This is a genomic window from Arthrobacter sp. HY1533 (genome assembly GCF_027568515.1).
Lineage (GTDB): Bacteria > Actinomycetota > Actinomycetes > Actinomycetales > Micrococcaceae > Specibacter.
The window spans coordinates 21,157-44,973 of sequence record NZ_JANKZF010000008.1 but is presented as its reverse complement, the minus strand read 5'-3'; the positions used below and the strand labels follow the sequence as shown (position 1 = coordinate 44,973).

Below are 23,817 nucleotides of genomic sequence, written 5' to 3'. Positions count from 1 at the left end.
TGGCACGCACCGTCCGGAACCGGCAGGGGGTCTAGAGTTCAGCCATGGACCTTGACTTGTTTTGGAGCTCCCTGGGGCCGCTCCTGCTGGGAGCCATCCAGGGAACCATCCCGCTGGCGCTGGCCTCGTTTGCCCTGGGCCTGCTGCTGGCCCTGCTCATCGCCGTCATGCGCATCAGCTCCAACAAGCTGGCCGGCGGGGTGGCCCGGGCATACATCTCCATCATCCGCGGCACCCCCCTGCTGGTGCAGCTGTTCGTGATCTTCTACGGCCTGCCGGCCATTGGGGTCAAGCTCGATCCCTGGCCCAGCGCCATCATCGCCTTCTCTCTGAATGTTGGCGGTTACGCGGCAGAGGTCATCCGCGCGGCCATCCTGTCCGTGCCGCGGGGACAGTGGGAGGCCGGGCACATGATCGGCATGTCGCGAAACCAGACGCTGCTGCGGATCATCCTGCCGCAAGCTGCCCGGGTGTCTGTCCCGCCGCTGTCCAACACCTTCATTTCACTGGTCAAGGACAGCTCGCTGGCGTCGTTGATCCTGGTCACCGAGATGTTCAAGGTGGCGCAGCAGGTTGCCGCGTTCAGCCAGGAGTTCATGCTGCTCTACGTGGAAGCGGCACTCATTTACTGGGTCATCTGCCTGATCCTGTCCACCGCCCAAACCCGGGTGGAGAAGAGGTTGGACCGCTATGTCGCCCACTGAACCCGTCCTGCAGGTCCGCGGCCTGTCCAAGTCATTTGGCAGCAACCAGGTGCTGCGCGGCATCGACCTGGACGTTCCGCGCGGCAAGGTGGTGGCCCTGATCGGACCCTCGGGCTCCGGCAAGACCACCATCCTGCGTTCCCTCAACGGCCTGGAAACGCCCGACGGCGGATCCGTCACCGTGGGTGCCCGGGACTCCGCGGCGGACAATGCCGCGCTCACCGTGGACTTTGCGGATGCTGCACTGCCAAAAAAGGTGCGCACGCAGCAAGTGGCTGCCCTGCGCGACCGCAGCGCCATGGTGTTCCAGCACTACAACCTCTTCCCGCACATGACGGTGCTGCAGAACGTCATCGAGGGGCCCGTGCAGGTGCAGAAGCGGCCCCGCGCCGAAGCCGTCGCCGAGGCGGAGGCCCTGCTGGCCCGCGTGGGTTTGGCGGAAAAGCGCGACGCCTACCCCTTTGAGCTCTCCGGCGGTCAGCAGCAGCGCGTGGGCATTGTCCGCGCACTGGCCCTGAAGCCCCAGCTGCTGCTGTTCGACGAGCCGACCTCGGCCCTTGACCCCGAGCTCGTGGACGACGTCCTGGCCGTTATCAAGGAACTCGCCGACGAGGGCTGGACAATGGTCATCGTCACGCATGAGCTCGCCTTCGCCCGGCAGACCGCCGACGAGGTGGTCTTCATGGACGGCGGCGTTGTGGTGGAGCGAGGACCGGCGGCCCAGGTGCTGCGGGAACCCCAGGAAGAACGCACCCGGGCCTTCGTGCGCAGGCTCCTGCACGAAATCTAGCCCGGCGACTCCCTACCCCCACCCTCCCCTCTCTGCCGCCCCACCCCGACGCGGCACCACTTAACGTCGTGTTTCAACCGACGCCGCATCATCTGTGGATAACTCCATCAAGGCTCCCCGGAGTGCGCCACACTTAATTGATGGTGACCAACGACGAACCCACCGGAGAATCCATCCCCTTCACGTATGGGGAGGCCCTCGACAAGGGATTCTCACCTGGCCGGCTAAGAAACCACAAGATGGCGCACGTCAGCCGGGGTATCTACCGCCCCGCCGAATGGCAGTTCGAGCTACGAGAGGCAGCACGTGCACTCTCTGCCGCGTCGCCAGGGGCGTGGATTTCGCATTCCACGGCCGCCAGGCTGCATGGTTTGGTGCTTCCCCCGTGGTTGGCCGACTCCGATGAACTCCACCTGAGCACGCCGCGAACCAACCCACAGATGCGCCGCAAGGGCATCACCGGGCACAATGTCACGGTTTTCCCGGGCGAGGTCGAAACCGTGGACGGCATCTTGCTCAGCACCAGGGCACGTACATGGCTTGACCTGGCCCGGGTCCTGCCCCTGCGTGACCTGGTTTGCCTCGGCGACCAGCTGATCCGCATTCCACGGCCCGAGTTTGAGAATCGCTCCAAGCCGTATGCCACCCTCGAATCGCTGCAGTCCATGGCTGACCTTCACGGGAATGTCCAGGGAATCGTGCGCGCCCGCGAGGCCCTGACCTTGATGCGCGTGGGAGCGGACTCACCACCAGAAACCGAACCGCGCCTGGCCATGGCCGATGCCAACCTGCCGGAACCCGAGCTGCAACTGAAGCTCCATGCCGGCGCCGCATCACCGTCGGCCGATGCCGGTTACCGCGCCCAGCGCATTGCCCTCCAGTACGACGGCGCCCATCACCTTGATGAGCTCCAGCGCCACAGCGACCGGCGCAGGGACAGGGCCTTCGAAGCGGCCGGCTGGACGGTGCTTACCTTCACTGAGAATGACCTGAAGGATGGCTTCAGGACTGCAGTTCAACGCATCAGGACGGCCTTGCGCCAGGCCAAGGTTGATCCGACCATAGCGTCGGGTTTTGCCTCCGGCGGGTGATGCCGCGTCGGTGGAAACACGACGTTAGGTGATGCGGCGTCAGGAGGGGGCTAGGAGATGCGGCCCTCATGCGTGTAGACGTTCAGGGCAGTCCCACGGCTGAACCCCACCAGGGTAACGCCCGTGTCCCTGGCCAGTTCCACGGCCAGGGACGACGGCGCCCCCACCGCGGCGAGCATCGGCACCCCCGCCATCGCGGCCTTTTGGACGAGTTCAAAGGAGGCCCGCCCGGACACCTGCAGGATGGTCCCGGACAGCGGCAGCTGCTTCTCCCGGAAGGCCGCGCCAACGACCTTGTCCACGGCGTTGTGCCGGCCCACGTCCTCGCGCAGCGACAGCAGTTCCCCGTCCGGGGCAAACAGCCCCGCCGCGTGCACCCCGCCGGTCTTTTCAAACAACTTTTGCTGCTCCCGAAGAGCGTCCGGCAATGCAGCCAGCACCGAGGCCTCAATGATCGCCTCGCCCGTGCCCGGAAGCACCGGGAAATGGGATGACTTGCGCACCGCGTCAATGGAGGCTGTGCCGCAGATCCCGCACGCACTGGACGTTGTCACGTGGCGTTGGGCGGCAGCCGTCGGCATGGCCACATCGCTGCGCAACTGGGCCTCAACCACGTTGAACGTCTGCCGGCCGTTCTCATCCTCACCGGCGCAGAATCTCAGCGAGATCAGCTGTTCGGGGCTGTTGATGATCGCCTCGGCAACCAGGAACCCGGCCACCAGGTCAAAGTCGTCGCCCGGGGTGCGCATGGTGACGCTGAAGGACTCATGGCCCAACCGAATTTCCAGCGGCTCCTCAACGGCCAACGCCTCCTCGCGCACCACGCGGCGCCCGCCGGCAATATCGATTCTTGTGGCCTTGACCCGCTGAACAAGCCGTCCCATGCAATCCTCCAAATATCTAAAACGTCTAGGATCAGAGTAGATGCTCCATCGCGAAGGGACCCATCATGGCTGGCAAGGCGCCCCAGGAAAACATTGACGAGCAGCAGCTTACTGTTGGCAAAGTCCAGAAGAAGGCCGTGGGCATTCCGGGCATTCTGCACTCCATGGAGGTCTCCCTGAACCAGATGGGACCGCTTCGGACCATGCAGACCTTGCTGAAGGTCAACCAGAAAGACGGTTTCGACTGCCCCGGTTGCGCCTGGCCCGAGGCCGACAAGCGGCACAAGGCCGAGTTTTGCGAAAACGGGGCAAAGGCTGTGGCCGAGGAAGCCACCAAGAGGCGCGTTCCGCCGCAGTTCTTTGCCGAGCACAGCGTCAGTGAGCTGCGCGAGTGGGACGACTACCGGCTGGGCCAGCAGGGCCGCCTGACGGACCCCATGTACCTGGCCGAAGGCAGCGACCACTATGTCCCGGTGTCGTGGGAGCGTGCTCTGGGCATCCTGGCAGACGAGCTCAAGGCGCTGCCCGACCCGAACCAGGCCATCTTCTACACCTCGGGGCGTACATCCAACGAGGCGGCATTCCTGTATCAGCTCATGGTGCGCGGGCTGGGCACCAACAACCTGCCGGACTGCTCCAACATGTGCCATGAGTCGAGCGGCTCGGCCCTGACAGAGACCATTGGCATCGGCAAGGGCTCGGTGTCGCTGGAGGACATCCACCAGGCGGAGCTGATCCTGGTGGCTGGGCAGAACCCGGGCACAAACCACCCGCGCATGCTCACGGCGCTGGAAAAGGCGAAGAAGAACGGCGCCGCGATCATCGCCGTCAACCCGCTTCCCGAAGCAGGGCTCATGCGCTTTGACAACCCACAGACCATCCGCGGGCTGGTGGGCGGCGGCACTCCCCTGGCCGACGACTTCCTGCAGATCAGGCTTGGCGGCGACCAGGCACTCTTCCAAGGACTGGGCAAGTTCCTGCTCGAAGAACAGCGCCGGCCCGGCACACCGAACACCGGCCGCGTATTCGACACTGCCTTCATCGACGGCCACACCACGGGACTCACCACTTATTTGGCACAGCTGGACCACATCGAATGGGCTGAAATCGTTGTCGCCACGGGCCTGAGCGAGGCCCAAATCCGGGCCACGGGGCAGCGCCTGCTGGACTCCAAGGCAACCGTGGTCTGCTGGGCCATGGGCCTGACGCAGCACAAGCACTCCGTGGCGATGCTCCGCGACGTGGTCAACGTGCTCCTGCTGCAGGGCAACATCGGCAAGCCCGGCGCCGGCGTCTGCCCCGTCCGTGGCCACTCAAACGTCCAGGGAGACCGCACCATGGGCATCTTTGAGCGGATGCCTGAAGCGTTCCTTGACGCCCTGGACCGTGAATTCTCCTTCGCCTCCCCGCGCGCCCATGGCTTCGACACCGTGGCTGCGATCGAGGCCATGCGTGACGGAGTGGCCGGCGTCTTCCTCGGGATGGGCGGCAACTTTGTGCGCGCCACCCCCGACTCCGCCGTCACCGAGGCCGCGCTTGGCAAGATGTCCCTCACGGCGCAGATCTCCACGAAACTGAACAAGTCGCACCTCGTCACGGGGCGCACGGCGCTGATCCTGCCCACCCTGGGCCGCACCGAACGCGACACCCAGGCCACCGGAGACCAGCGCGTCACAGTGGAGGACTCCATGAGCGCCGTGCATGCCTCCCGCGGCCGCCTGGCCCCGGCCTCCGAGAACCTCCTCTCCGAGGTGGCCATAGTGGCCCGCCTGGCCAAGCTCCTGTTTGCCACGGATGACGGCGGCACGCGCCCGGGTGCGCCGCTCGCCGACTGGGATGCCCTGGCCGGAGACTACAGCCTGATCCGGCGCCACATCGCCGCGGTGGTGCCCGGGTTCGCTGACTTCGAGGCGAAGATCGAGAACCCCGGTGGCTTCATCCTGCCGCACGGCCCTCGCGACTCCCGATCCTTCAATACTGCGTCGGGGCTGGCCCACTTCACGGCCAATGAACTCGAGTACCCCAAGGTGCCCGAGGGCCGCCTGTTGCTGCAGACCCTGCGCTCCCACGACCAGTACAACACCACCATCTATGGCAAGGACGACCGCTATCGCGGCATCAAGAACGGCCGCCGCGTGGTGTTCGTGAACCAGCAGGACCTGGATGCCTTTGGCATTGCCGACGGCACCATGGTGGACCTGGTCTCGGAATGGCGGGACGGCGTGGACCGCCGCGCCCCCGGCTTCCGCGTGGTTGCCTACTCAACTCCCGTGGGCTGCGCCGCCGCCTACTACCCGGAGACCAACGTGCTGGTCCCGCTCGATTCCAAAGCCGATGTCAGCGGCACCCCCACCTCGAAGTCCGTTGTGATCCGGCTGGAACCCGTCGCCTGAGGCCGTTGCTGGTTCGGTCGCCCCGGGCCGGAGCCCGCATGCCCGGTCCAGTGCCTCGCGGCTAGGCGTCGCCGGCACGGCCGAGGGCGGCATTGGGGTGGCGGCGTAGGTAGTCTTCGATGGACATGCGGTCCAGGATTTCCGTTTCTTCCCTGCTTTGGGCCGGTGGTTCGGGGAGGTTGTCGGGATCCCAGGTGTAGCTTTCCCAGCGGGGGTCCTGGGGGTCCATGTCGTCTTCGTCGATCCAGTCGGGGTGGGCTTCAGGGCCGCCGACTTTTTCGTCGGGGCGGTATTCCCAGGGTGGTGCGGTGAGGTCGTTGGCGCCGTCTTCGTTGTTCCAGGACTCTTGGCGTTGTTGGATTGCCTTCAGGGTGGCGTCGATGAGGGTTTTGAGGGTTTCGTTGTAGACCGGTGGTTGGGTGTCTTGTTGCTCGGGTGGGTGTTGGTGGCCGGTGGGGCTGGTCCATTCGATGCCCTGTGGTGTTTTGCGGGGGCTCCAGGCGCGGGGGTGGACGGATTGCCGTTCGAAGGACTGGTCGGTGCGGACGTGGCCGTTGCGGGTTCTGTCGTCTTTGTGGTGCTTGAGTCGGTGGTGGAGCCTGCACAAGGATTCGAGGTTGTCGTAGGTGGTGGGCCCGCCGGTGCTAAAGGCGTGGAGGTGGTCGGTTTCGCAGTTCACCGCCCTGGCGTTGCAGCCCGGGAACACGCAGTACTCATCGCGCATCAGCAGCCTGATCTCCATCGCCTTCGTGAGGCGGCGAATGTCCGGTGCCGCATCCAGGGGCTGGTTCGATATGGGATCCACCAGCACCCGGTAGAAACTCGGTGCGTTCGCGGTGAGGTGCTTCGCGACCTCGATGCTGATTGGTCCTGCTCCTGACATCCAGGCCGGCTCATCCGTGAACCCCAGCAACGACAACGCCGGCACCAACAGAATCGGGGTGACCTGCGGCAGGGGCGGCCACACCCCAGCACCACATCCGGACACACCAGTCCCGTTCTGACTGCTTTCGGGCCCGGCTGCGCCGTTGCCGCCGGTACCGCTGGTGTTGGCGGGGTTGCTGCTGGTGGGTGTGAGGTGGGGTGGTTGTCCGGGTACTTGCCAGTCGGGCTGGTTGCGGGGGTCCGGCTCCCTAAAGGCGGGGTCCTGGTAGTTGGGGTCGTCAAAGACGGGCAGTTCCCAGGGGTAGAAGTGTGGGCCGAGGCGGTCGGGGTCCGGGAACGCTGCTCCCTGGCAGGGGTCGGGACCGGTATCGGCCAGGGTGGTGAACCAGGTGCCCTGCTGGGGAGTGTCGGCGGAGCCGCCTGAACTGTCAGGGGCGGTGCCCTGTGCCTTCTCTGCCACCAGGGTGCTGTCACCGGTGGGGGCGGGTGCGGGTGCGTGGATGTTGTTGGCCTCCAGGGACTGGCACAACAGGAGGGCGGCGGCGATGTCGGCCCTTAGTTGGGTGAGGGTGCGGTTTTCGTGGGGGCCTTGGGCTGCCTGGGCGGTCGCGGTGCATTGGGTCCAGATCGCCTCGATCGTGGGTGAGGGGCCGTAGAGGTTGAGCCAGGCCATCCCGTCCCGGGACCTGCTGATCCCCAGCTGCCGGCGCTCATAGGCCTGCCGGGTTTTGGGAACCAGGGTCTCCGGGTAGGTGCGTTCGCGGGCGCGGCGGGCCTTCTCCCGGAAACTGTGCAGGGTGGCGTGCTCTGCCTTCCCCAACAACACTTGTTCGAAGGTGTCAATCGTGTCTTGGGGCAGGTGGGCGGCGCGGAGGAGGCTGGTTTCATCGGCGATGATGACCGCATGTTCCCACCCCAACACCCCCGCACTGAGTTGGGCCATGGTGGCGGGGAGGTGGCGGACCAGGGTGGCCGCATCGATCATCAACGCCCCGGCGTAGCCTTCGGTGATGTTGAACAGCGCGGCGATTTCGGCCCGCACCCCGGCCCGGGATGTTTCGCGCTGCCACGGATCCAACTCCAACACGGTGGCTTCGGCCTCCGCCGCGGAGAGCATCCGTTCCACCAACACCGCGGTGAGGGCAGCGCCCTGGTTCTTGTGTCGGTGCATCGCGGCCAAGGCTGTCGCGGTGCTGTCCTGAAGCGCCCGGACACCGGTCAGGCGGGATTCCGGGACAACCCTGACGCTATCTGAAGGGATGGGCTCAGGAGCCGGCAAATCGGGCAAATCATCCAGGGCGGCGATGTCGGTGGCCAGGGGAATGATGGTGGGAAAGGTGAAGGCATTCAGCAGTTCCGCCACAGCACCTGTGGTGGAGGAACCCTCCCGGTTAGCCGGGAAATTCACCGAACCGCCCATGCATTAATTATAGATCAAATTCACTAGTAGTGACATGGTTGTGGAGAAGTTCACGGACTTATTTTCCCATCTCAACGCCAGGCTGAACCACGGTCTCGACAGGCTCGACCACCGGGCACAGGCCACACGTCAAAGGTGATGCGGCGTCGGCGAAAAACCAGCATTAAGTGATGCGGCGTCGGTAGTGGTCTCGACAAGCTCGACCACCGGGCACAGGCTCGACCACCGGGCCCGTCCAGCTAGTCCCAGGTGCCGTCGCGGAGCCAGGCCAGGGTCTGCTCCCAGAAGGTGTGGCGGTATCGGCTGTGGAACAGGGCGAAGTGGCCCAAGGAGGATTCGCCGTAATCTTCGGGGCGGAGGTGGACCACCCGGGCCCGGCTGTTGGGCGTGTAGGCCACGGCCCGCTCCATGGCGGGGAGGGTGGCGTAGGAGTCGTCGTTCGGCGCAACGGCCAGGATGGGCGCAGTGACGGCGGCCTGGTGGGCCCGGAGAGTAGCGCGACGGGTGCCGGCTGCCGCCGTGGTGAAGTCCCTGCGGGAACGGGCCCAGTCGAGCGCCACGCCGGCGGGGAGGTCTTCCATCATGTTTAGCCGCTTGGCGGGGAAGTAGCCAAACACGGCCACGAGAGGCACCGTCACGGCGGCGCGGCCCCAGTGCGCGGCCTTGTCCCGGAAGCGGAAGTCGCGCCAGTAGGCGTGCTGGGCGCCCACGGTGAGTATCCGGCCGAGCCCCGAGGCGTGCGCCGCGAGCCCCACCCCGAAGCCGCCGAAGCTGTGCCCCACGAAGTGCACGGGCAGATCGCCGCTGTGCTCCATGGCCCAGGCCAGGACGGTGTCGATGTCCTGCGAGCCCCAGTCGTACCAGCGCATCTTCTGGCCGCGCAGGGGTCCGCCGCGGGAGGCGCCGATCCCCCGGTAGTCAAAGGTGACGGCGGCAAGGCCGTTGGCAGCCAGGAATGCGGCGTAGCGGTGGTAGTAGCCGGCCTTGACGGCCGTGGCGCAGGCGATGACCACTGTGCCCAATTTGGCCGTGCCGTCCGGGACCTCAAACAAGGTGCCGTGCAGTTCGCGGCCGTCCAGGCAGGCGAAGGCCAGGTCCTCTGAGGTGCCTACTTCCACGGCAGGACCAGGGCCGGCAGCACCTCGCCCATCTTGGCGCCGTGCGGCGGGACGGCCATGACGCCGTCGGCCGCGGCAAGCCCGCGCATCATGGCCGAATCCGTGAATGAGCACGGGGAGGCCAGGCCGTAGACCAGCCGGTACGGCATGAGGCGGGTGGGCCCGTGATACTCCTTGATGGGCGAACCACAGGGAACCTCGACGGCGGCAGGCCGGGGCAGGCTGCCCAGCCCGGCAAGCAGCGGGGCGCCGAGCACCATGAGCCCCACCATGGCAGCCAGCGGGTTGCCGGGAAGGCCCAGGATGAAGCGCCCGTCGGGCAGTTCGGCCAGAAGTGTCGGGTGGCCCGGGCGCATGGCAATGTTCGCGATGTGCAGTGTGCCGCCCATGGCCGTGATGGCCTCGCGCAGGAAGTCGGCGCTCGAATTGCCCGTGGCGCCGGTGGTGATGACGACGTCGGCCGGGTCGTCCTCGTCGTCGGCCAGCGCGTCCAGCATTGAGGCCAGGGTGTCGCCCGCGCGCTGCAGTCCCACGACCGAGCCGCCCAGCATGCCCACCACGGCTCCGAGCTGCGGGGAAAACGCGTCGCGGACAAAGCCGGGGTCCGGGATGCCCTGTGACACCACTTCATCGCCTGTCAGCACGATCTTCACGGCGGGCTTGCCCAACACCTGCAATTCATCAAGGCCGCCAAGGGCGGCGAGGGCAATGTGTGCCGGGTTCAGGGTGGTGCCGGCCTTGATCAAGGACTCACCTGCGGCCGCCTCCTGGCCCGCAATCCGGATGTGCTGGCCGTTCCTTGGTTCGCCGGGGCGGGCCCCTTCGCCGCGCACCAGGACCGGCAGGCCGTCGTCGTCCGTGGACAGCTCGCCGGACTCGCTGCGCAGCACCGACTTGGCGCCCGTGGGAATCAGCTCCCCCGTCACGATGGGCACGGCCTGGCCGGGTGTGAGCCGGTCCCCCGCCGCGGCCAGGATCCACGGCGGGCTGCCCGCGACTGCCCAGCCATCCATGGCGGAAGAGGCGTAGTGGGGCATGGCATGCCGGGCGTGGACATCTGCGGCGAGGATGCGCCCCATGGCCGACGCCAGCGGGACAGTGTGTGCCGGGAGCGGGGCAGCCGCGTCCCAGGCCCGGTCACGGGCTTCCTGCCAGGTGTGGGGCAGGACGCGCACCGCCCCCACAGGTGCCGCATCGCTGCCCGCGTCCGCGGCTGGGGCGTTGGCGCGCTCGGTCATGTGGGCCTAGATCCCGGCGGGCGCTTCGCCGGCGGCCGGGGCTGATTCACCGGGCGCAGGCGCCTCGGCGGCGGCCAGCTTCTTGGCCATGCCCAGTGCCGCCTTCATGGTGACGGCTTCGGGGGCCTGCCCTGACCCGGCTGCAATGCCTGCGGCCAGGCCGGCGATGAAGGTTGTCAGCGGGGCTGCGGGGCGCACGATTGAATGTGCCGCAACACCGGCCACGTTCAGCACCGCGTGGACGTCCACGTCGATGTCGCCAATTTCAAAGGCCTCAAGCAGTTTCCGCGTCCATGCCTGCAAGACCTCGTCCTGATTTTCCAACTGCTGCCTCTCCGCGCCGGCTGGAGCCGCGGCGATCCCCTGCGCGCGGGCGTCCGCCCAAGTGTCGATGTCCGCCGTCAGCCCGGTGGGCACGGCGCAATCCTTCATGTTCACATTAGCAACCACTGAGAACACCGAGGCGTTCACCAACCGGTGTGCCGCGCGCGCTTCTTCCAGAGCCTCCAGCAGGCCCGCCACGGGGTAAATGGCGGCCAGCGGCTGTTTGCGCCCGCCGTCGACGGCCATGACCCCGGAGCCGGGCCCGCTCGCTGACAGTTCCCGGGCCAAGAAGTGGGCCAGCTGGCCTGCCTTGGGCATGTCACAGGCCAGGACCAGCACGTGGCCGCCATCTGCCGCCAGTGCTGACAAGCCAGCCGCGATGCCCGACGCCGGCCCCGAAAAGGGCGGGTCCTCCTGCACGGCGACGACCACCCGGCTGGATTCCGCCGTCGCCAGCCAGCCCCCGAGCTGCCCCACGGGACCGACGACGGCGATCCTGGCTTTCGCGGCTCCCCCGCCATCCGCCGTGGCCGGCTGTGCGGCCGAACCCCAGGGGCCGGCGTCGACAAGCTGCGCCACGGCGTCCACCGTGCGTGCCAGCAGCGTCTGCCCGTCCAGCATCAGCCCGGCCTTGGGCACGCCGTCCAGCCGGCGGGACATGCCGCCGGCCAGGATCACGGCCAGCATGGGCGCCGCCTCAAATTTGCCATGCCAGCCATGCTACCGGCAGGGCGCAGGGAAGCGGCTTAAATAAATGAACCCCGTCCGGAGACGGGGTTCATTGGGTAAAAACGTTCTTTAGTGACCCATCGCAATGAAAACGGGACCCGAGCCAACGTTGACGGAGAAGATGGCGGTCATGCCGCCACCCCATCCACCGTGTACGGCCTGGCCGTTGCCAATGTAAACAGCGATGTGGGCCATGCCCATGCCGCCGTCTGCGTAGTAAATGAGGTCACCGGGCTGAGCTTCGCCCTGGGAAACGGTGCGTCCCAGGCTCAGGTAGCCAGCGGGCCAGTCGTGGAAGTTGATTCCAGCGGCAGCCAGGGAGTTGCTGGCAAGTGCGGTGCAGTCCTGGGCAACGCCAACCTGCGACAAGGCAGCGCTGGCGATTGTGGCGCCGATGCCGCTTGCAACTGCAGGCTTGGAGGCAACCTCAGGAGTGGAGGTGGTGACAGTCGGAGCGGCAGCTGCCTGCGCGGCCGGAGCAACTTCTGCAACCGGTTCTGCAACAACTTCGCTGCTCTGGGCCTCTACAACTGCCGGTGCCTCAACAACAGGAGCCGGGGTGGAGGTGATTGCGGGGGTGGCGAAGGAGATCTTCACCGTCGACGCTGCCGTGATCGCGGAAGCCAGTTCCGTGTTCAGGTTCATCGTCGTTGCACCGTCAGAAGTACGCTCCACAGTGGGTGTGGCGGCGTTTGCTGCGATGCCGGATGTCAGGACCAGGCCTGATGCAGCTGCAATAACAGCTGCCTGACGACCAACTCCGCCGACGTTGTTGCTGACGGCTTTCGTAAGGGTCGAGATCGGACTGGTCTTAGCAATCTCGGCGCGGTGGCGCCCGAGTGCAATGTTTGAAGCCAAGAAGGTTTCCTCTCCCAATGCCTGCGAGGTAAGCTGTCGGATTCGGATGGGAGTCACCCGGCCGCTCCACGTTTGTGGAATCTTCAAGGAATTACTTCCTGGTCGATCCCTCACGCTTCGCGGCTTCACCCCAAGGACTTTGCACTGACGCACAAAATCCGATTATTGGTTCCCCCGCCCCTGCCAGACGATTGATACGAACGGACCATGAGCAGTGGCAGAGCTAGGCAATCCACTCATGGGCGCCAGCTTTATTCGAAGCAGGCGCGATTACGACGGTACAACAGATTTTTCCCAATGTCACGTTCAGGTCACGGTCATGTGACAAAGTCGTGATCAAAATTGGGGTGTGGAAAAGCTTAGAGCCAGCCCATGGGATCGACGGTTTCGTCGTTCACGATGACCTCAAAGTGGAGGTGGGGGCCGGTGGAGGCGCCGGTGGAACCGCTCAGGCCCACGGTGTCGCCGCGTTCAATCTTCTGGCCGACTTTTACCGTAATGCTGCTCATGTGGTTGTAAGAGGTGGACAGGCCGTTGCCGTGGTCCACCACAACGCGGTTTCCGCCGCCGTACTGGTGCCAGCCGGCGAACGTCACGGTGCCGCCGGCGGCCGAGAGAACGTCGGTGCCGCTGGCAACCGCGAAGTCCTGGCCGGTGTGGTGCTCGTCAACCTGGCCCGTGATGGGGCTGATGCGGTCGCCGAACGGGGAGCTGGGGGCAAGGGTCTTCAGCGGTGCTGAAAGCGTTCCCTTGGATGCCTGCGGGGTGACCTTGGAGGCGTTGACCTGCAGGGTCTGCTTGAGCTTGCCGTCAGCATTGAGGGCGCTGTGGACCTCGGGTGCCGCGAAAGTGATGGGAACTTCGGCGCCGGCGGTGACCACGGTTTCAACGGCGGAAGCCGTTGTGGTCTCCATCTGGAGGCTCTCTGAGGCCTGGGTGGCGGGGAGCGCAACGGCCAGGACCAGGCCGGTGGCAGCCATGGCCACGCCAACCTTCTGGCCTGCGCCGCTGGAGGCACCGGCACGCAGCAGCTGGGCCACAGTGGTGCTGGAAGATGAATGGGCGCGCTCAGCCGCAATGGCTTCGCGGCGACTGCCGACTACTGAGCTGAGCTCATGGGTGGCTTGCGACGACGCGCGACGGCGTCCCCGCTGTTTGACCTCTGACACTGAAAACCTCTCTTGTTGCACCTGCGAAGTTAGCTGTCGGATTCGGATCAGAGAGTGAAACTTTTGATCCGGCCCAGCGCCGTGGCACAGGCCTGCCCAAGGCATCGCCCCAGGGACGGTGTCTGTTCAGGAAGTGCTCTTCGGATGTGGGCTTCACCCCAAGGCAGACTGGTTTGTCTGCCGAAAGTGGTTCCCCCGCCCTTGCCTGGTGATTGCTGTCCAATTCGCGAAGGCAAGGCTCGGTGTCGCGAATTGGTAACGCTTTGGTTACAGCGTCAGATTATTACTATACGGTACAAGCGGTAACCGTAACAATTCCGTTATCTTGATTGTCAATAAGATTTTATCAAAATGTGCGCTGGGACACACGATGCCGGCCTTGGTCCAAAAGGGCAGGAACAGGGCCACCGCTGGCCGAACGGGCAGCCTGCGGCATCGGCGGGCTGAGCACCAATTGTGGTTGACACAACTGCCGCGGCGTTCGCCGAACGCGCAAAAACGGCCCCGGATGAACCCGGGGCCGTCGTCGTGGTTGCTTAGCTCATGGCGACAAAAACATGCGAGGCGACTTCCGGCGGAAGCTCCAGGGCGCCTTCGATGTTCGGCACGCGCACGGAGATGTACTCGCCAACCCGTTCCAGGGCGATGCGGGCACCGGGGCGCAGGCCACCCTCGTCGAGTTGCTGCAGCAGTTCAGGATCAACCTGGATGCGCTCGGAGAGGCGGTGGATGACCACTTCCTGGCCCGGTGCGTACCTGCCCATGGCATCAACAAGCGTCACGAGCCCGGCAGCGAAGTCGGGGGCGATGGCCCCGCCCAGCTCCTCCAGACCCGGGATCGGGTTTCCGTACGGGGACTCCTCGGGCTTGCCCAGCAGGTCGAACAGGCGCTGCTCCACGCGCTCGCTCATGACATGCTCCCAGCGGCAGGCCTCCTCGTGGACATAGGCCCAGTCCAGGCCGATGACGTCGGCCAGGAGCCGCTCGGCGAGCCGGTGCTTGCGCATGACCCGCGTGGCCTTGTCGCGGCCGGCCGGGGTCAGTTCCAGGTGCCGGTCGCCGGAGACGATGACCAGGCCGTCACGCTCCATGCGCCCGATGGTCTGGGAAACCGTGGGGCCCGAGTGGTGCAACCGCTCGGCGATGCGTGCCCGCAGCGCCACAATGTTCTCTTCTTCCAACTCCAGGATGGTGCGCAGGTACATTTCAGTAGTGTCAATCAGATCAGCCACGTCAGCATCCTCCTGTTGTTGGGCGCCTTGTTTAAGGGCAGGGGCGTTCGTGTCTACGTTAGCCTGATTGCCGCGATCCGCCGAAACACCGCCCTCTGTGGGAACCATATCCGTGTTGCGAATATTTCCCGGGGGACCGCCGATTTTTCTCCCCGGGGCCGTTCTGCGGCAGAATTGGCAGCAGCCACTGGCACCCATACAACTTCCATCGCTTAGATCTTGGAGCAACTTGTGAGCGAAACAACGCCCCTCACCATTCCCGCCACCCTGCGCCCGGCCGACGGCCGCTTCGGCGCCGGCCCCTCCAAGGTCCGTGCCGAGCAGGTTGCGGCGCTCTCCGAGGCAGGCGCATCGCTTCTGGGCACCTCCCACCGTCAGGCTCCCGTCAAGAACCTCGTGGGCGATGTCCGCAGCGGCCTGAAGCAGTTCTTCAAGGCACCCGACGACTACGAGGTGATCCTGGGCGTGGGCGGCTCCACCGCGTTCTGGGACGTTGCCACGTTCGGCCTGGTTGAAAACAAGGCACAGCACCTCTCCTTTGGCGAGTTTGGCTCCAAGTTTGCCGCTGCGACGAACAACGCCCCGTTCCTGGACGCCTCCTCCATCATCACCTCGGCCCCCGGCACCCGCCCCGTGGCCGTTGCCGAGGCCGGCGTGGACGCCTACGCCTGGCCGCAGAACGAGACCTCCACGGGCGTTGCGGCCCCTGTGAAGCGCGTTGCCGGCGCCGACGAGGGCGCACTGGTCCTCATTGATGCAACCTCCGCTGCCGGCGGCCTGGCCGTGGACGTGAGCGAGAGCGACGTCTACTACTTCGCCCCCCAGAAGAACTTCGCGTCCGACGGCGGCCTGTGGCTTGGGCTGTTCTCCCCCGCCGCGCTGGAGCGGGCCAAGCGCATTGGTGCCTCCAACCGCTGGGTGCCTGACTTCCTGAACCTGAACACGGCCATTGACAACTCGCTGCTCAACCAGACGTACAACACGCCTGCGCTGTCCACCCTGGTGACCCTGAACAACCAGGTGCAGTGGCTCAACAACAACGGCGGCATAGACTTTGCCTCCGCACGCACCGCCGATTCAGCGGGCCGCCTGTACACCTGGGCCGAGGAATCCGCCGTCGCCAGCCCCTACGTGGTCAACGCCGAGGACCGCTCCAACGTCATCTGCACCATCGACTTCGACGAGTCCGTGGATGCGGCAGCCGTGGCCAAGGTCCTGCGCGCCAACGGGATCGTGGACACCGAGCCGTACCGCAAGCTGGGCCGCAACCAGCTGCGCATCGCCACCTTCGTGGCCATCGAACCCGATGACATCACGGCACTGACCAAGTGCATTGACTACGTGATTGAGAACATCTAGTCCTTAAAGTTCCACCAAAAAGGTGTGGCGGCTTCCATTGCTGGAAGCCGCCACACCTTTTTAGTTGGCCGCTATGACCGGCGGCGGCGCTTGCCTGCCAGGAGCATGAGGGCCCCGAGGATGGCAACAGTTGCTCCGCCAACGAGCGGCCACATGTTGGCTCCCGTGCTGGCCAGCTCGTCCGACGGGGACCCGGCAGCGGTGGTTGCCACATTGCTTGCAGCCGTAGTTGAAGAGGCAGTCGCCGTGGCGTTGGCACCGGCAACCACCAGGGCAAGGCTCAGCTCAACGGCGTCGCCGTTTGCGCCCGTTCCGGCAATGGTCACCGTATGGGCGCCGGCAGGGACGTTTGCCGGCAGCTTGGCCGTCAGGGACACCGTTCCATTGGCCCCGACCACGGCCGTGCCTAGAACCACCGGATCCGAGTGCAGCGTGAAGGTGGCCGTTGTGCCCGGCTTGAAGTTCTTTCCGGTCACGGTCAGCTCACCGCCGGCGGACACCGTGGCCGAGCTCAGGGAACCGGACGGCGCACCGGGCGCCGGGGACGTCGAGGGCGTTGCGGAGCCGCTCGGAGTAGGAGTCGCGGACTCGGTCGGCTCCGTGGTGGGCTCCGCCGTCGACGTGGGCGTCGGTTCAACCACGGGGGCGCAGACCAGGTTGGCGGCCGGGCCGTTGAGCGGTCCCTGCGAGGAGATCACCCAGCGGTAGCTCTGGGAGGAGATGCCGTCGGCGCCCAGGGTCTGGACCTGGACCACATTGGGCCCGGGCACCAGGTCAAAGGTGTAGGCGCCGACATCACCAGGAACGGCCACCTGGTCATTGAACTGCACCTGCACGGCAGTCGCGGCATCTTCCGGGGCAAACGTCGCGGAGACAGACTTCGTTGCAGCAGGGGTGTAGGCCAGCCAGGCCAGGGGCGATGCCGCCGCCCCGAACTGCACGCCGTCCCAGGCGGGTGTCTTAAGCCCTGCCATGAGCTTGGGCGCTTCCGGCACCACCACGGTGTCGAAGAACGGCTGGGCCGCGCCGTTCACTGTGAAGTTGCTGAAGGTGAACGGGGTGCCTCCGCTGCTGGCACCCACGGCTAGGACGCCGGCCTTGGCGTTGCCGGCAACCGCCGCATTGCTGATGGAGCCGATGGTGGTGAATGAGGTCCCGTCCACGGAGTAGCTGGCGGTGTAGGAGGTGCCGGTGCGGACAAGCTTCAGCCACACATCGGCCGCTGCCGGTGCCGCCACCTGGGTGTTCTCGTTGGGGTTGCCGTTGGCCTCGGTCACCAGGGCCAGGACGGGGTTGCCATTGGCATGCTTGCGCTGCAGGGCCACATAGTTGTTGTCATCGGCGTAAAGGATGACGCCGGCTTCCTCGTACTGGGACTTGGTGGCGCCGCTGAGCTTGACCACCGTCTCGGCGTCGCCCGCTATGGACGCGTTCTGGCGCAGGATGTTGACGGCACCATTCTGTGTGGCCCAGAGTCCATTGGAGCCGGACTTGAGCGTCACGGTGTTCTTGTCCACTGCACTCCAGCGGCCAACGTCCTCCCGGACCCAGCCCATGCCGCTTGCCAGGGTCGACGCCGGTCCGGCCACCTTGTGGATGTTGTCGGCGTTCTTGGCAATGTTGTCGGCCGTCCCGTCCACCTCAGCGGCGTCCATGCCCGAGGTGTTGGCGCGCAGGTTGAAGCCGCTCGCAAAGCTGTTGCCGGCAATGTCTATGTCCGCGCTGGACTGGAAGTCGAACAGGGCCCGCGTTGAAGTCACGGAACCGGGATCGGTGGGTGAATAGTGGTTGACGGCGTTGTTCGTGAAGTCCATCCCGGAAACCGACTTGGCGCTGACAAGCTGGCCGCCGGGCAGCACGGAGAAGCGGTTGGCCTCAATGTTGATGCCGTGGTGGACGGCCCTGCCGGCCTCGCCCTGGCTGTTGGTGGGGTCCACGAAGATGGTCGCCGACCCGGTGCTGGGGCGGTCGAAGACGTTGTTGCGGATTCTCACGTTGTCCACGCCGCTGGATTCGTACCAGGAGGCGGCATCGGCGGAGATGTAGATGCTGGCCATGCCCATCTGGTCAAAGATGTTGCGCTCAATGAGGACTTCGCGCGGCGTTGTCACCAGGATGCCGCGGGTGGGCACCGACTGGAAGGTGTTCCCGGCGATATACACCTCGGGGGTGTACGTGAGGTTTTCAGCAACGAAGGCGTCCGCCTGCAGGTCCGCCGGCAAGTCGCCGTCGACCGTCACGGTCATCTCCGTCAGGCTGTGGCTGGAGTCCTTGCCGGTGGGCCCGTCCACCTTGGTCACCGTGAACTTGGCGTCCCCGGCCGGGAGCATGGTTGCCTTCTTGACGAAGCGCAGCTCATCGCCCGCATAGAACTGAGGGAAGCCTGCCGTCTCATTGTGCATGTACGCCAGGGTGACGGTCTTGGCGGCGCGGTCAATGGACTTGACCTGCACATAGGTGCCGTGGATGTTGATGGGGTCATCGTGCGGGTTGTCGAAGAGCGAGTTGGTGATCTGGACCTTGCCCGCGATGCCTGACATCTGGACGAAGTCGGCAAAGGCGGCTGTCTGGCGGCCGGTGCCAAAGTCGGTGCGGAGGGTGATTTTATCCAGCGCGACGTCGCGGCTGAGCTGGCCGACGATGCCGAAGCCGTGCAGGTAGTGCAGCTTCATGTCCCGCAGAGCGGTGCGCTCCGACTCCCAGATCAACCCGCCGGGGGTGTCGCGGGTGGGCTTGCGCATTTCATAGACCTTGCCGGCGCCGCCGGGGTCGGCAGCATTGTTGTAGCTGACGCGCAGCACGCCGCCGCCGAGGTCCTCCACGGCCCGCGACCCGTTCCACAGCGGCACGCCCGTGCGCAGCGTCAGCCCCGTGGCGAGGTCGCGGGTCTGGTTGTAGCCGGCGCTTGCCCCGCCGGGTTCGTAGCTCCAGTAGGGGGTTCCCGTGGCGGGGCTCTTCTCGCCGGTGAAGGTGGCCGTGGCTCCGTTGATGCTGTAGCCCACGCCGGCCGGGACCTGGATGTCGCGGTAGCCGTAGCCCGCGGCAACGCCGCTTCCGACGACGGCCAGATCCAGTGTGCCGGGGGCGTACCAGTCGGTGTTGAGGTTGCGGATGGTGACGTCGGAGGAGCGGATCGTGGCGAACTCGGTCTGCTTGCCGTGGTAGGTCAATTGTGAGCCGTTGCCTTCGACAATGACGTCGGCCATGTCCTCGATCAGCAGGCCGATGGTCTTGGTTTTGTACGCCTGGTCCGCGCCCACGGTGTTGGAAACATAAAGCTCGCGCTTGGGTGCGTTTTCCGGGTACATGGAATAGGTACCGCAGGGGAAGACAATTGTGGTGGGCTTGCCCAGGGACTTGGCGTGCACAATGGCGTCATTGACGGCCTTGGCCGAGTCGGTGGCACCCGTGGGGTCGGCCCCGAAGTCGGTCACGTCCACCTTGACGCGTTCGGCCGCGTGCTGTGGAAGTGCAGCCTGGTCCAAGGTGGCAGGCTGCTTCGCATGGAATCCGACGGTCTGCGGGCCAAGGCCCGCCACGGGCAGGGTTGCGCCAGCTGCCCACGGGGCTGCCTGGCCGGTGCCGTCGGCGGCATTGGCCATGCCGGGCAGTGCACCTGCGGCCAGGACGGCCCCGAGGCCGAACACGAGTGCACCGGCACCCCAGCCGCGAATCTTTTCCTGGCGCCCGCTGCCGTGGTATGCATCACAATTAGTCATGTAGAGATCATATGTTTGTGTACATAAGTTGTCTATCCTGAACAAATTGTTACTACTTGTTCGTTTCCGGATATTCGCGCCGGCACAAGCAAAACAGGGCCCCGCCAATATTTGGCGGGGCCCTGCAGGCAATTCAATTGCGTCCTAGACGTCAGAGCTTTCGGCTTCGAAGTCCCCGCCATCGGCGTCAGGACCGGCAGCGGCATCTTCCTCGGGGCCGGCTTCCCCGGCGTTTTCCGCCTCGGCGGCGTCAGCACCGGCGTCGTCCGCGCCATCGTGGGCAGCAGCTTCCTCGGCAGCCTGCTCCTCCTGCTGGTCCTCGGGCCGGACGCGCTCTGCCCACGGCACCCAGGCAGGAGCCAGGACGGAGTCCTCGGTGGGCAGCATGCCCACCTCGTTGACAGTGGAGTACTTTCCACGGGCCACGCGGCTCAGCGAGGCAAACCACACCCAGCCGGAATAGCCTGGCTGCTTTGACTCGAACAGGTGCGTCACGCAGCGGACACCTTCGCTCCGTGCGCCAAGGTGCTTGCCGATGGCCGAGTCGCTGGCAATGGTCAGCACGGCGGCGCGTGCTGTGTCCACGTCAGCGGCCAGGGCAGCGTCAGGCTTGCCGACCCGCCAAACCGGCACTCCGGGACGCGGTTCGGGGGTGGCAGCTGCCTCGGCGGCTGTACTGCTGGAGATTTCGGTCATCGTGGACACCGCTTACGCGTCGAAGTTGTCGGCAACCTTGCGCAGCGCAGCAGCGATCTTGCTTGCGTCTCCGTCAGGATATTTGCCGTTGGTCAGTGAACCAACAGAGCGTTCCAGCAGGGACACGAGGTCCTGCACAATCGGGGCGAGGTCCCGGGCGGGCATGCGCTTGGCCTTGGCCACCGAGGCGCTGCGGTCCAGGATCTTCGCGGCCATGGCCTGGGCGCCCTTGCGGCCGTCGGCCACACCGAACTCCATGCGCGTGCCGGGCTTGATCTCGCCGGCGTCGGCGGGCAGCGCGTTGGCGCGCAGGAACACCTCGCGGCCATCGTCGGCGGCAATGATGCCGAAGCCCTTCTCGTTGTCGTACCACTTCACTTTGCCAATAGGCACTTGCTCTACCCCTTTAAAAAGTCGCTTGCATGAACTGCTTCTTCCGTGCCGGTGCGGCCGTTCATCGCCGTGCCCGGGTGCGGGCTGTGGGGCGGACGGTGCCTGCGGTGGCAGGTGGTGCAGTTCCACTGCCTCTAGGTTACCGCGTTGGCAGTGGAGCTGCGGCTTTGTGGCCCCGGTGTCCGCTGTTAGCGTTGAGGACATGAGCCCCCACTATTCCGCGCCGCAGCCATTGAGCCGTGGCTGGCAGATCTTCAACTACACTGCCATGGCCCTGGCCCTGGCCGCGCTGATTGCGCTGATCATTGTGCTCATCAGCAAGTGGGCCGGCGGCACCCCCTGGCCCGGGTTCAACTGGATCGCCATGATCGCGCTGCCAGCCGCCTTCCTCATGATGGGCGCCAGCGTCATGCGCTCGGTCGCCGTCCGCCGCCGGCTCTGACGCCGCAGCAACTTCCCGTGCCGTCCGGCAGTTCCGCGGAGTAGGATCAAAAAAACGCAGGCCCGGCGTGGGCCGCGGGGACGTTCATGGGAGCCGTCATGGGAATTGAAGAGTCCGTTTCCTCACACTACGGGGCCGGAAACGTCCTGCAACTCCTGCTGGGCATCGTTGCCGCCTCGGGCGGCAACCCGGACAGCTTCTCCCCCGCAAATTTGCGCGGCGCCGACCAGTTGCACATCGGCGGCCCCGCGGCCACCACACGGGTGGCCACACGTGCCGGCATCAGGGCCGGCAGCCGGGTGCTGGAACTCGGTTCCGGCATGGGCGGCGTGAGCCGCCACCTGGCCAGCGATTTTGGCGCCTCGGTGCACGGCATCGACCTGACGCCGGAGTTTGTTCAGACGGCCCGCACCATCACCGAGCGCACCGGCCTGTCCGGTCAGGTCACCTTCAGCCAGGGCAGCATCCTGGCCCTCCCCTTTGAGGACGACTCCTTTGATGCGGCGCTCATGGTCCATGTGGGCATGAACATCCAGGACAAGGACACTGCCTTTGCCGAGGCAGCCCGCGTGCTGCGCCCCGGCAGCGTCTTCGCCGTGTACGACGTCATGCTGGTGGGCGGCGACCTGGAAACGTACCCGCTGCCGTGGGCGGCAACTCCCGACACCTCATTCCCGCAGCCGCCGTTGGCCTACAGCGATGCCCTGGCCCAGGCGGGTTTCCTCGTGGACCATGAGGCCAAGCCGCTGGCCGAGGGCATTGAGTTCCTGGAGCGGGCCGCGGCATCCGGAAGGCCCGCCGGCGTGGACGCGGCCGCGTTTTCAAACCTGTTGGCGGCCTTCCGGGCCGGGGTTCTGGCGCCGGTGGAAATCTACGCCCACCTGCCCTGAGCCGGCCGGCCTGATTCAGTTCGCACGGCGCCTAAAACAAGATCCGCACGGCGGCCAGTCGGCGTGCCTGCTCAGGATCGCCCGCAACCGTGGTGATGCCCGATTCCGGGACGCGGCCCGACAGGCTCCGGCACAGTTCCAGGGCCGGGGCCTCCAGCCGCGCCACGGGAAGCCGGCCCTCCGCCAGCCCACCCAGGCCCACCGTGGCTCCGGGCTCGCCCGGCAGGACAAGTTCGACGGCGTCTCCCCCGCCCCACTCCGTGGCCAGGTCCCGCAAAACGTGGGCCAGCAGCAGGCCGTCGGCCGCTGTGGCCCGCCGCGGGTTGCCGGTGGCACGGGCCAGGTCTGCGCCGTGCATCCACGCATCACGCAGGTAAATGACATTGAAGAGGTATCCCAGCCGCAGTGCCGAGTTGGCCGGTGCCATGCCCTTTTGCACAGGCACCCCCGCCAGAATCCCCGGGAAGCGGCGCACGCGCCGCGACACCTGCGGAATGTTGGCACGGTATTGGCGGCACAGTTCCGCTGTGCCCAGCGCGGCATGGTCCTGGACCTGCACCTGGTTGGCGGCGTCCAGAAGCGAAAGGTGCGGATACCGGCGTCGGCCACGGGCACGACGGCGCAGCACTGTGCGGATGCGCAGCAGGTCCTCCTGGGCACCGAGCAGGTGGCCCGCCATGTCGCGCACGCTCCAGCCGGTGCATTCGGTGGGCAGCCGCCACTGTTCGGGGCTGAGCGCCTCGAGCTCGTCGGCCAAGGCTGTCATGACGGTGGTGTAGGCGTCGGCGGAGGTGCTGCGTTCCACCGGCGCGGTTGCTGTTTCCATGGTTCCTCCTTCAGGGGGCGTGGTGGGCCAGCCACATGTCCAGCGCCGGGTCCAGCAGCCGGGTGTACCGGCCTTGCCCGGGCGGGGCCTGCGGCTCATTGGCCAGTTGTTGGGAGACGACGCCGGCAATCACCGAGGTGAACAGCAGCACGGAATCGTCGGTGGCGGCGGCAGGGGCAAGCCGCCCGTGCTGGACGGCGAGGTCAATCTGCGCACGCGTGTCCATGACCATGGCTGCGCTGGGCGCAAAGGCCTCCCGGGACGGCTCAAACCCGGGAACCGGCCGCCAGTTCAGCAGCTGCGCGGTGACCGGGTTGCGCATGCACCAGTCAACATAGGCGTGGGCCCCGGCGGTGAGCCCGGCGAGCGGGCCGGCGTCATCCCCTGCCAGGACGGCCGCGCTGCGGACGGCGTCGTGCAGCTCGGCGGCTCCCCGGGCAAAGAGTGCGTCGTAGAGCGCCATCTTTGACGGAAAGTAGACATACAGCGACGGCGGGCGCATGCCCACGGCGCGGGCCACGGCCGACAGCGACAGCCCGGCCACACCGTCTTGTGCCATCAGCCTGACGGCCGCTGCCAAAATCTCCGCGACAGTTTCCTGCCTGCGGACCTGGCGCCTGTCCGGGTTTCCGTCCATGGATCCAGTCTGCGCCTAAC

General features: G+C 66.1%; 20 protein-coding genes and 2 riboswitches. Of the genes, 7 read left to right on the top strand and 13 right to left on the bottom strand.

All coding sequences use genetic code 11. The features are described 5' to 3' along the window. Positions 1-44 precede the first annotated feature (44 nt). The 3 genes from PCK14_RS08155 to PCK14_RS08145 all read left to right on the top strand — a co-directional run bounded on the left by PCK14_RS08155 (position 45) and on the right by PCK14_RS08145 (position 2,585). Positions 45-704 (top strand): amino acid ABC transporter permease, encoded by a 660-nt coding sequence (locus tag PCK14_RS08155; protein WP_269937978.1) that lies wholly within the window; start codon positions 45-47, stop codon positions 702-704. Then, positions 691-1,494 carry an amino acid ABC transporter ATP-binding protein gene (locus tag PCK14_RS08150; protein WP_269937977.1) on the top strand — a complete coding sequence of 268 codons (804 nt, stop codon included), beginning with the start codon at positions 691-693 and terminating at the stop codon, positions 1,492-1,494. The genes PCK14_RS08155 and PCK14_RS08150 overlap by 14 nt, the downstream gene beginning before the upstream one ends. Before the next feature lie 140 nt (positions 1,495-1,634). After that, a complete protein-coding gene (locus PCK14_RS08145; RefSeq protein ID WP_269937976.1) occupies positions 1,635-2,585 on the top strand; it encodes a DUF559 domain-containing protein in 951 nt (316 codons plus the stop codon). Between the two features lie 50 nt (positions 2,586-2,635). Here PCK14_RS08145 and fdhD read toward each other — a convergent pair whose 3' ends face one another. After that, complete coding sequence (gene fdhD, locus PCK14_RS08140) at positions 2,636-3,469, bottom strand: formate dehydrogenase accessory sulfurtransferase FdhD (protein ID WP_269937975.1); 834 nt, start codon at positions 3,467-3,469, stop codon at positions 2,636-2,638. Positions 3,470-3,534: 65 nt separating this feature from the next. On the opposite strand from fdhD, the gene PCK14_RS08135 reads away from it, so the two are divergent. After that, complete coding sequence (locus PCK14_RS08135) at positions 3,535-5,862, top strand: FdhF/YdeP family oxidoreductase (RefSeq protein WP_269937974.1); 2,328 nt, start codon at positions 3,535-3,537, stop codon at positions 5,860-5,862. A 61-nt stretch (positions 5,863-5,923) separates the two neighbouring features. Here the strand turns inward: PCK14_RS08135 and PCK14_RS08130 are convergent, their stop codons facing one another. The 7 genes from PCK14_RS08130 to PCK14_RS08100 all read right to left on the bottom strand — a co-directional run bounded on the left by PCK14_RS08130 (position 5,924) and on the right by PCK14_RS08100 (position 14,835). Beyond that, positions 5,924-8,167 (bottom strand): HNH endonuclease signature motif containing protein, encoded by a 2,244-nt coding sequence (locus PCK14_RS08130; protein ID WP_269937973.1) that lies wholly within the window; start codon positions 8,165-8,167, stop codon positions 5,924-5,926. 239 nt (positions 8,168-8,406) lie between these two features. Further along, on the bottom strand, positions 8,407-9,285 hold the full coding sequence (locus PCK14_RS08125) for an alpha/beta hydrolase family protein (RefSeq protein WP_269937972.1): 879 nt from the start codon (positions 9,283-9,285) through the stop codon (positions 8,407-8,409). Further along, on the bottom strand, positions 9,276-10,523 hold the full coding sequence (locus PCK14_RS08120) for a molybdopterin molybdotransferase MoeA (protein ID WP_269937971.1): 1,248 nt from the start codon (positions 10,521-10,523) through the stop codon (positions 9,276-9,278). Before PCK14_RS08120 ends, PCK14_RS08125 begins: the two co-directional genes overlap by 10 nt. A gap of 6 nt (positions 10,524-10,529) precedes the next feature. Next, a complete protein-coding gene (locus PCK14_RS08115; RefSeq protein ID WP_269937970.1) occupies positions 10,530-11,534 on the bottom strand; it encodes an NTP transferase domain-containing protein in 1,005 nt (334 codons plus the stop codon). Positions 11,535-11,645: 111 nt separating this feature from the next. Then, entirely contained in the window at positions 11,646-12,434 is a 789-nt protein-coding gene (locus tag PCK14_RS08110; RefSeq protein WP_269937969.1) for an NlpC/P60 family protein, read from the bottom strand. A gap of 4 nt (positions 12,435-12,438) precedes the next feature. Continuing rightward, a riboswitch (cyclic di-AMP (ydaO/yuaA leader) is annotated at positions 12,439-12,658 on the bottom strand. A 135-nt stretch (positions 12,659-12,793) separates the two neighbouring features. Further along, a complete protein-coding gene (locus tag PCK14_RS08105) occupies positions 12,794-13,603 on the bottom strand; it encodes a M23 family metallopeptidase (protein ID WP_269937968.1) in 810 nt (269 codons plus the stop codon). 2 nt (positions 13,604-13,605) lie between these two features. Next, a riboswitch (cyclic di-AMP (ydaO/yuaA leader) is annotated at positions 13,606-13,824 on the bottom strand. A gap of 315 nt (positions 13,825-14,139) precedes the next feature. Continuing rightward, the gene (locus PCK14_RS08100) at positions 14,140-14,835 is read right to left on the bottom strand and encodes a metal-dependent transcriptional regulator (protein ID WP_269937967.1); all 696 of its coding nucleotides are present in this window, start codon (positions 14,833-14,835) and stop codon (positions 14,140-14,142) included. A gap of 231 nt (positions 14,836-15,066) precedes the next feature. Between PCK14_RS08100 and serC the strand changes: the two genes are divergently transcribed. Continuing rightward, complete coding sequence (serC, locus tag PCK14_RS08095) at positions 15,067-16,194, top strand: phosphoserine transaminase (protein WP_269937966.1); 1,128 nt, start codon at positions 15,067-15,069, stop codon at positions 16,192-16,194. Positions 16,195-16,265: 71 nt separating this feature from the next. On the opposite strand, the gene PCK14_RS08090 is transcribed toward serC, so the two are convergent. The 3 genes from PCK14_RS08090 to PCK14_RS08080 form a co-directional block, all read right to left on the bottom strand. Beyond that, complete coding sequence (locus PCK14_RS08090; RefSeq protein ID WP_269937965.1) at positions 16,266-19,913, bottom strand: DUF1349 domain-containing protein; 3,648 nt, start codon at positions 19,911-19,913, stop codon at positions 16,266-16,268. A gap of 144 nt (positions 19,914-20,057) precedes the next feature. Continuing rightward, positions 20,058-20,609, bottom strand: coding sequence for a DUF3027 domain-containing protein (locus PCK14_RS08085; protein WP_269937964.1), 552 nt, complete (start codon positions 20,607-20,609; stop codon positions 20,058-20,060). 12 nt (positions 20,610-20,621) lie between these two features. Beyond that, entirely contained in the window at positions 20,622-21,002 is a 381-nt protein-coding gene (locus PCK14_RS08080; RefSeq protein ID WP_269937963.1) for a cold-shock protein, read from the bottom strand. Positions 21,003-21,204: 202 nt separating this feature from the next. Between PCK14_RS08080 and PCK14_RS08075 the strand changes: the two genes are divergently transcribed. Together PCK14_RS08075 and PCK14_RS08070 are read left to right on the top strand one after the other, a co-directional pair. Then, entirely contained in the window at positions 21,205-21,444 is a 240-nt protein-coding gene (locus PCK14_RS08075; RefSeq protein ID WP_269937962.1) for a hypothetical protein, read from the top strand. 98 nt (positions 21,445-21,542) lie between these two features. Beyond that, a complete protein-coding gene (locus PCK14_RS08070; protein ID WP_269937961.1) occupies positions 21,543-22,334 on the top strand; it encodes a class I SAM-dependent methyltransferase in 792 nt (263 codons plus the stop codon). Between the two features lie 31 nt (positions 22,335-22,365). Here PCK14_RS08070 and PCK14_RS08065 read toward each other — a convergent pair whose 3' ends face one another. Beyond that, on the bottom strand, positions 22,366-23,160 hold the full coding sequence (locus tag PCK14_RS08065) for a maleylpyruvate isomerase family mycothiol-dependent enzyme (RefSeq protein WP_269937960.1): 795 nt from the start codon (positions 23,158-23,160) through the stop codon (positions 22,366-22,368). A 10-nt stretch (positions 23,161-23,170) separates the two neighbouring features. Then, a complete protein-coding gene (locus PCK14_RS08060; RefSeq protein ID WP_269937959.1) occupies positions 23,171-23,797 on the bottom strand; it encodes a TetR/AcrR family transcriptional regulator in 627 nt (208 codons plus the stop codon). Between the last annotated feature and the right edge of the window lie 20 nt (positions 23,798-23,817).

Excerpts from the sequence above, each read along its gene's own strand:
- fdhD (WP_269937975.1), bottom strand. The coding sequence starts at position 3,469 with ATGGGACGGCTTGTTCAGCGGGTCAAGGCCACAAGAATCGATATTGCC.
- PCK14_RS08155 (WP_269937978.1), top strand. The coding sequence starts at position 45 with ATGGACCTTGACTTGTTTTGGAGCTCCCTGGGGCCGCTCCTGCTGGGA.
- PCK14_RS08085 (WP_269937964.1), bottom strand. The coding sequence starts at position 20,609 with ATGACCGAAATCTCCAGCAGTACAGCCGCCGAGGCAGCTGCCACCCCC.
- PCK14_RS08075 (WP_269937962.1), top strand. The coding sequence starts at position 21,205 with ATGAGCCCCCACTATTCCGCGCCGCAGCCATTGAGCCGTGGCTGGCAG.
- PCK14_RS08135 (WP_269937974.1), top strand. The coding sequence starts at position 3,535 with ATGGCTGGCAAGGCGCCCCAGGAAAACATTGACGAGCAGCAGCTTACT.
- PCK14_RS08150 (WP_269937977.1), top strand. The coding sequence starts at position 691 with ATGTCGCCCACTGAACCCGTCCTGCAGGTCCGCGGCCTGTCCAAGTCA.
- PCK14_RS08065 (WP_269937960.1), bottom strand. The coding sequence starts at position 23,160 with ATGGAAACAGCAACCGCGCCGGTGGAACGCAGCACCTCCGCCGACGCC.
- PCK14_RS08090 (WP_269937965.1), bottom strand. The coding sequence starts at position 19,913 with ATGACTAATTGTGATGCATACCACGGCAGCGGGCGCCAGGAAAAGATT.
- PCK14_RS08070 (WP_269937961.1), top strand. The coding sequence starts at position 21,543 with ATGGGAATTGAAGAGTCCGTTTCCTCACACTACGGGGCCGGAAACGTC.
- PCK14_RS08120 (WP_269937971.1), bottom strand. The coding sequence starts at position 10,523 with ATGACCGAGCGCGCCAACGCCCCAGCCGCGGACGCGGGCAGCGATGCG.
- PCK14_RS08115 (WP_269937970.1), bottom strand. The coding sequence starts at position 11,534 with ATGCTGGCCGTGATCCTGGCCGGCGGCATGTCCCGCCGGCTGGACGGC.
- PCK14_RS08145 (WP_269937976.1), top strand. The coding sequence starts at position 1,635 with ATGGTGACCAACGACGAACCCACCGGAGAATCCATCCCCTTCACGTAT.
- PCK14_RS08130 (WP_269937973.1), bottom strand. The coding sequence starts at position 8,167 with ATGGGCGGTTCGGTGAATTTCCCGGCTAACCGGGAGGGTTCCTCCACC.
- PCK14_RS08060 (WP_269937959.1), bottom strand. The coding sequence starts at position 23,797 with ATGGACGGAAACCCGGACAGGCGCCAGGTCCGCAGGCAGGAAACTGTC.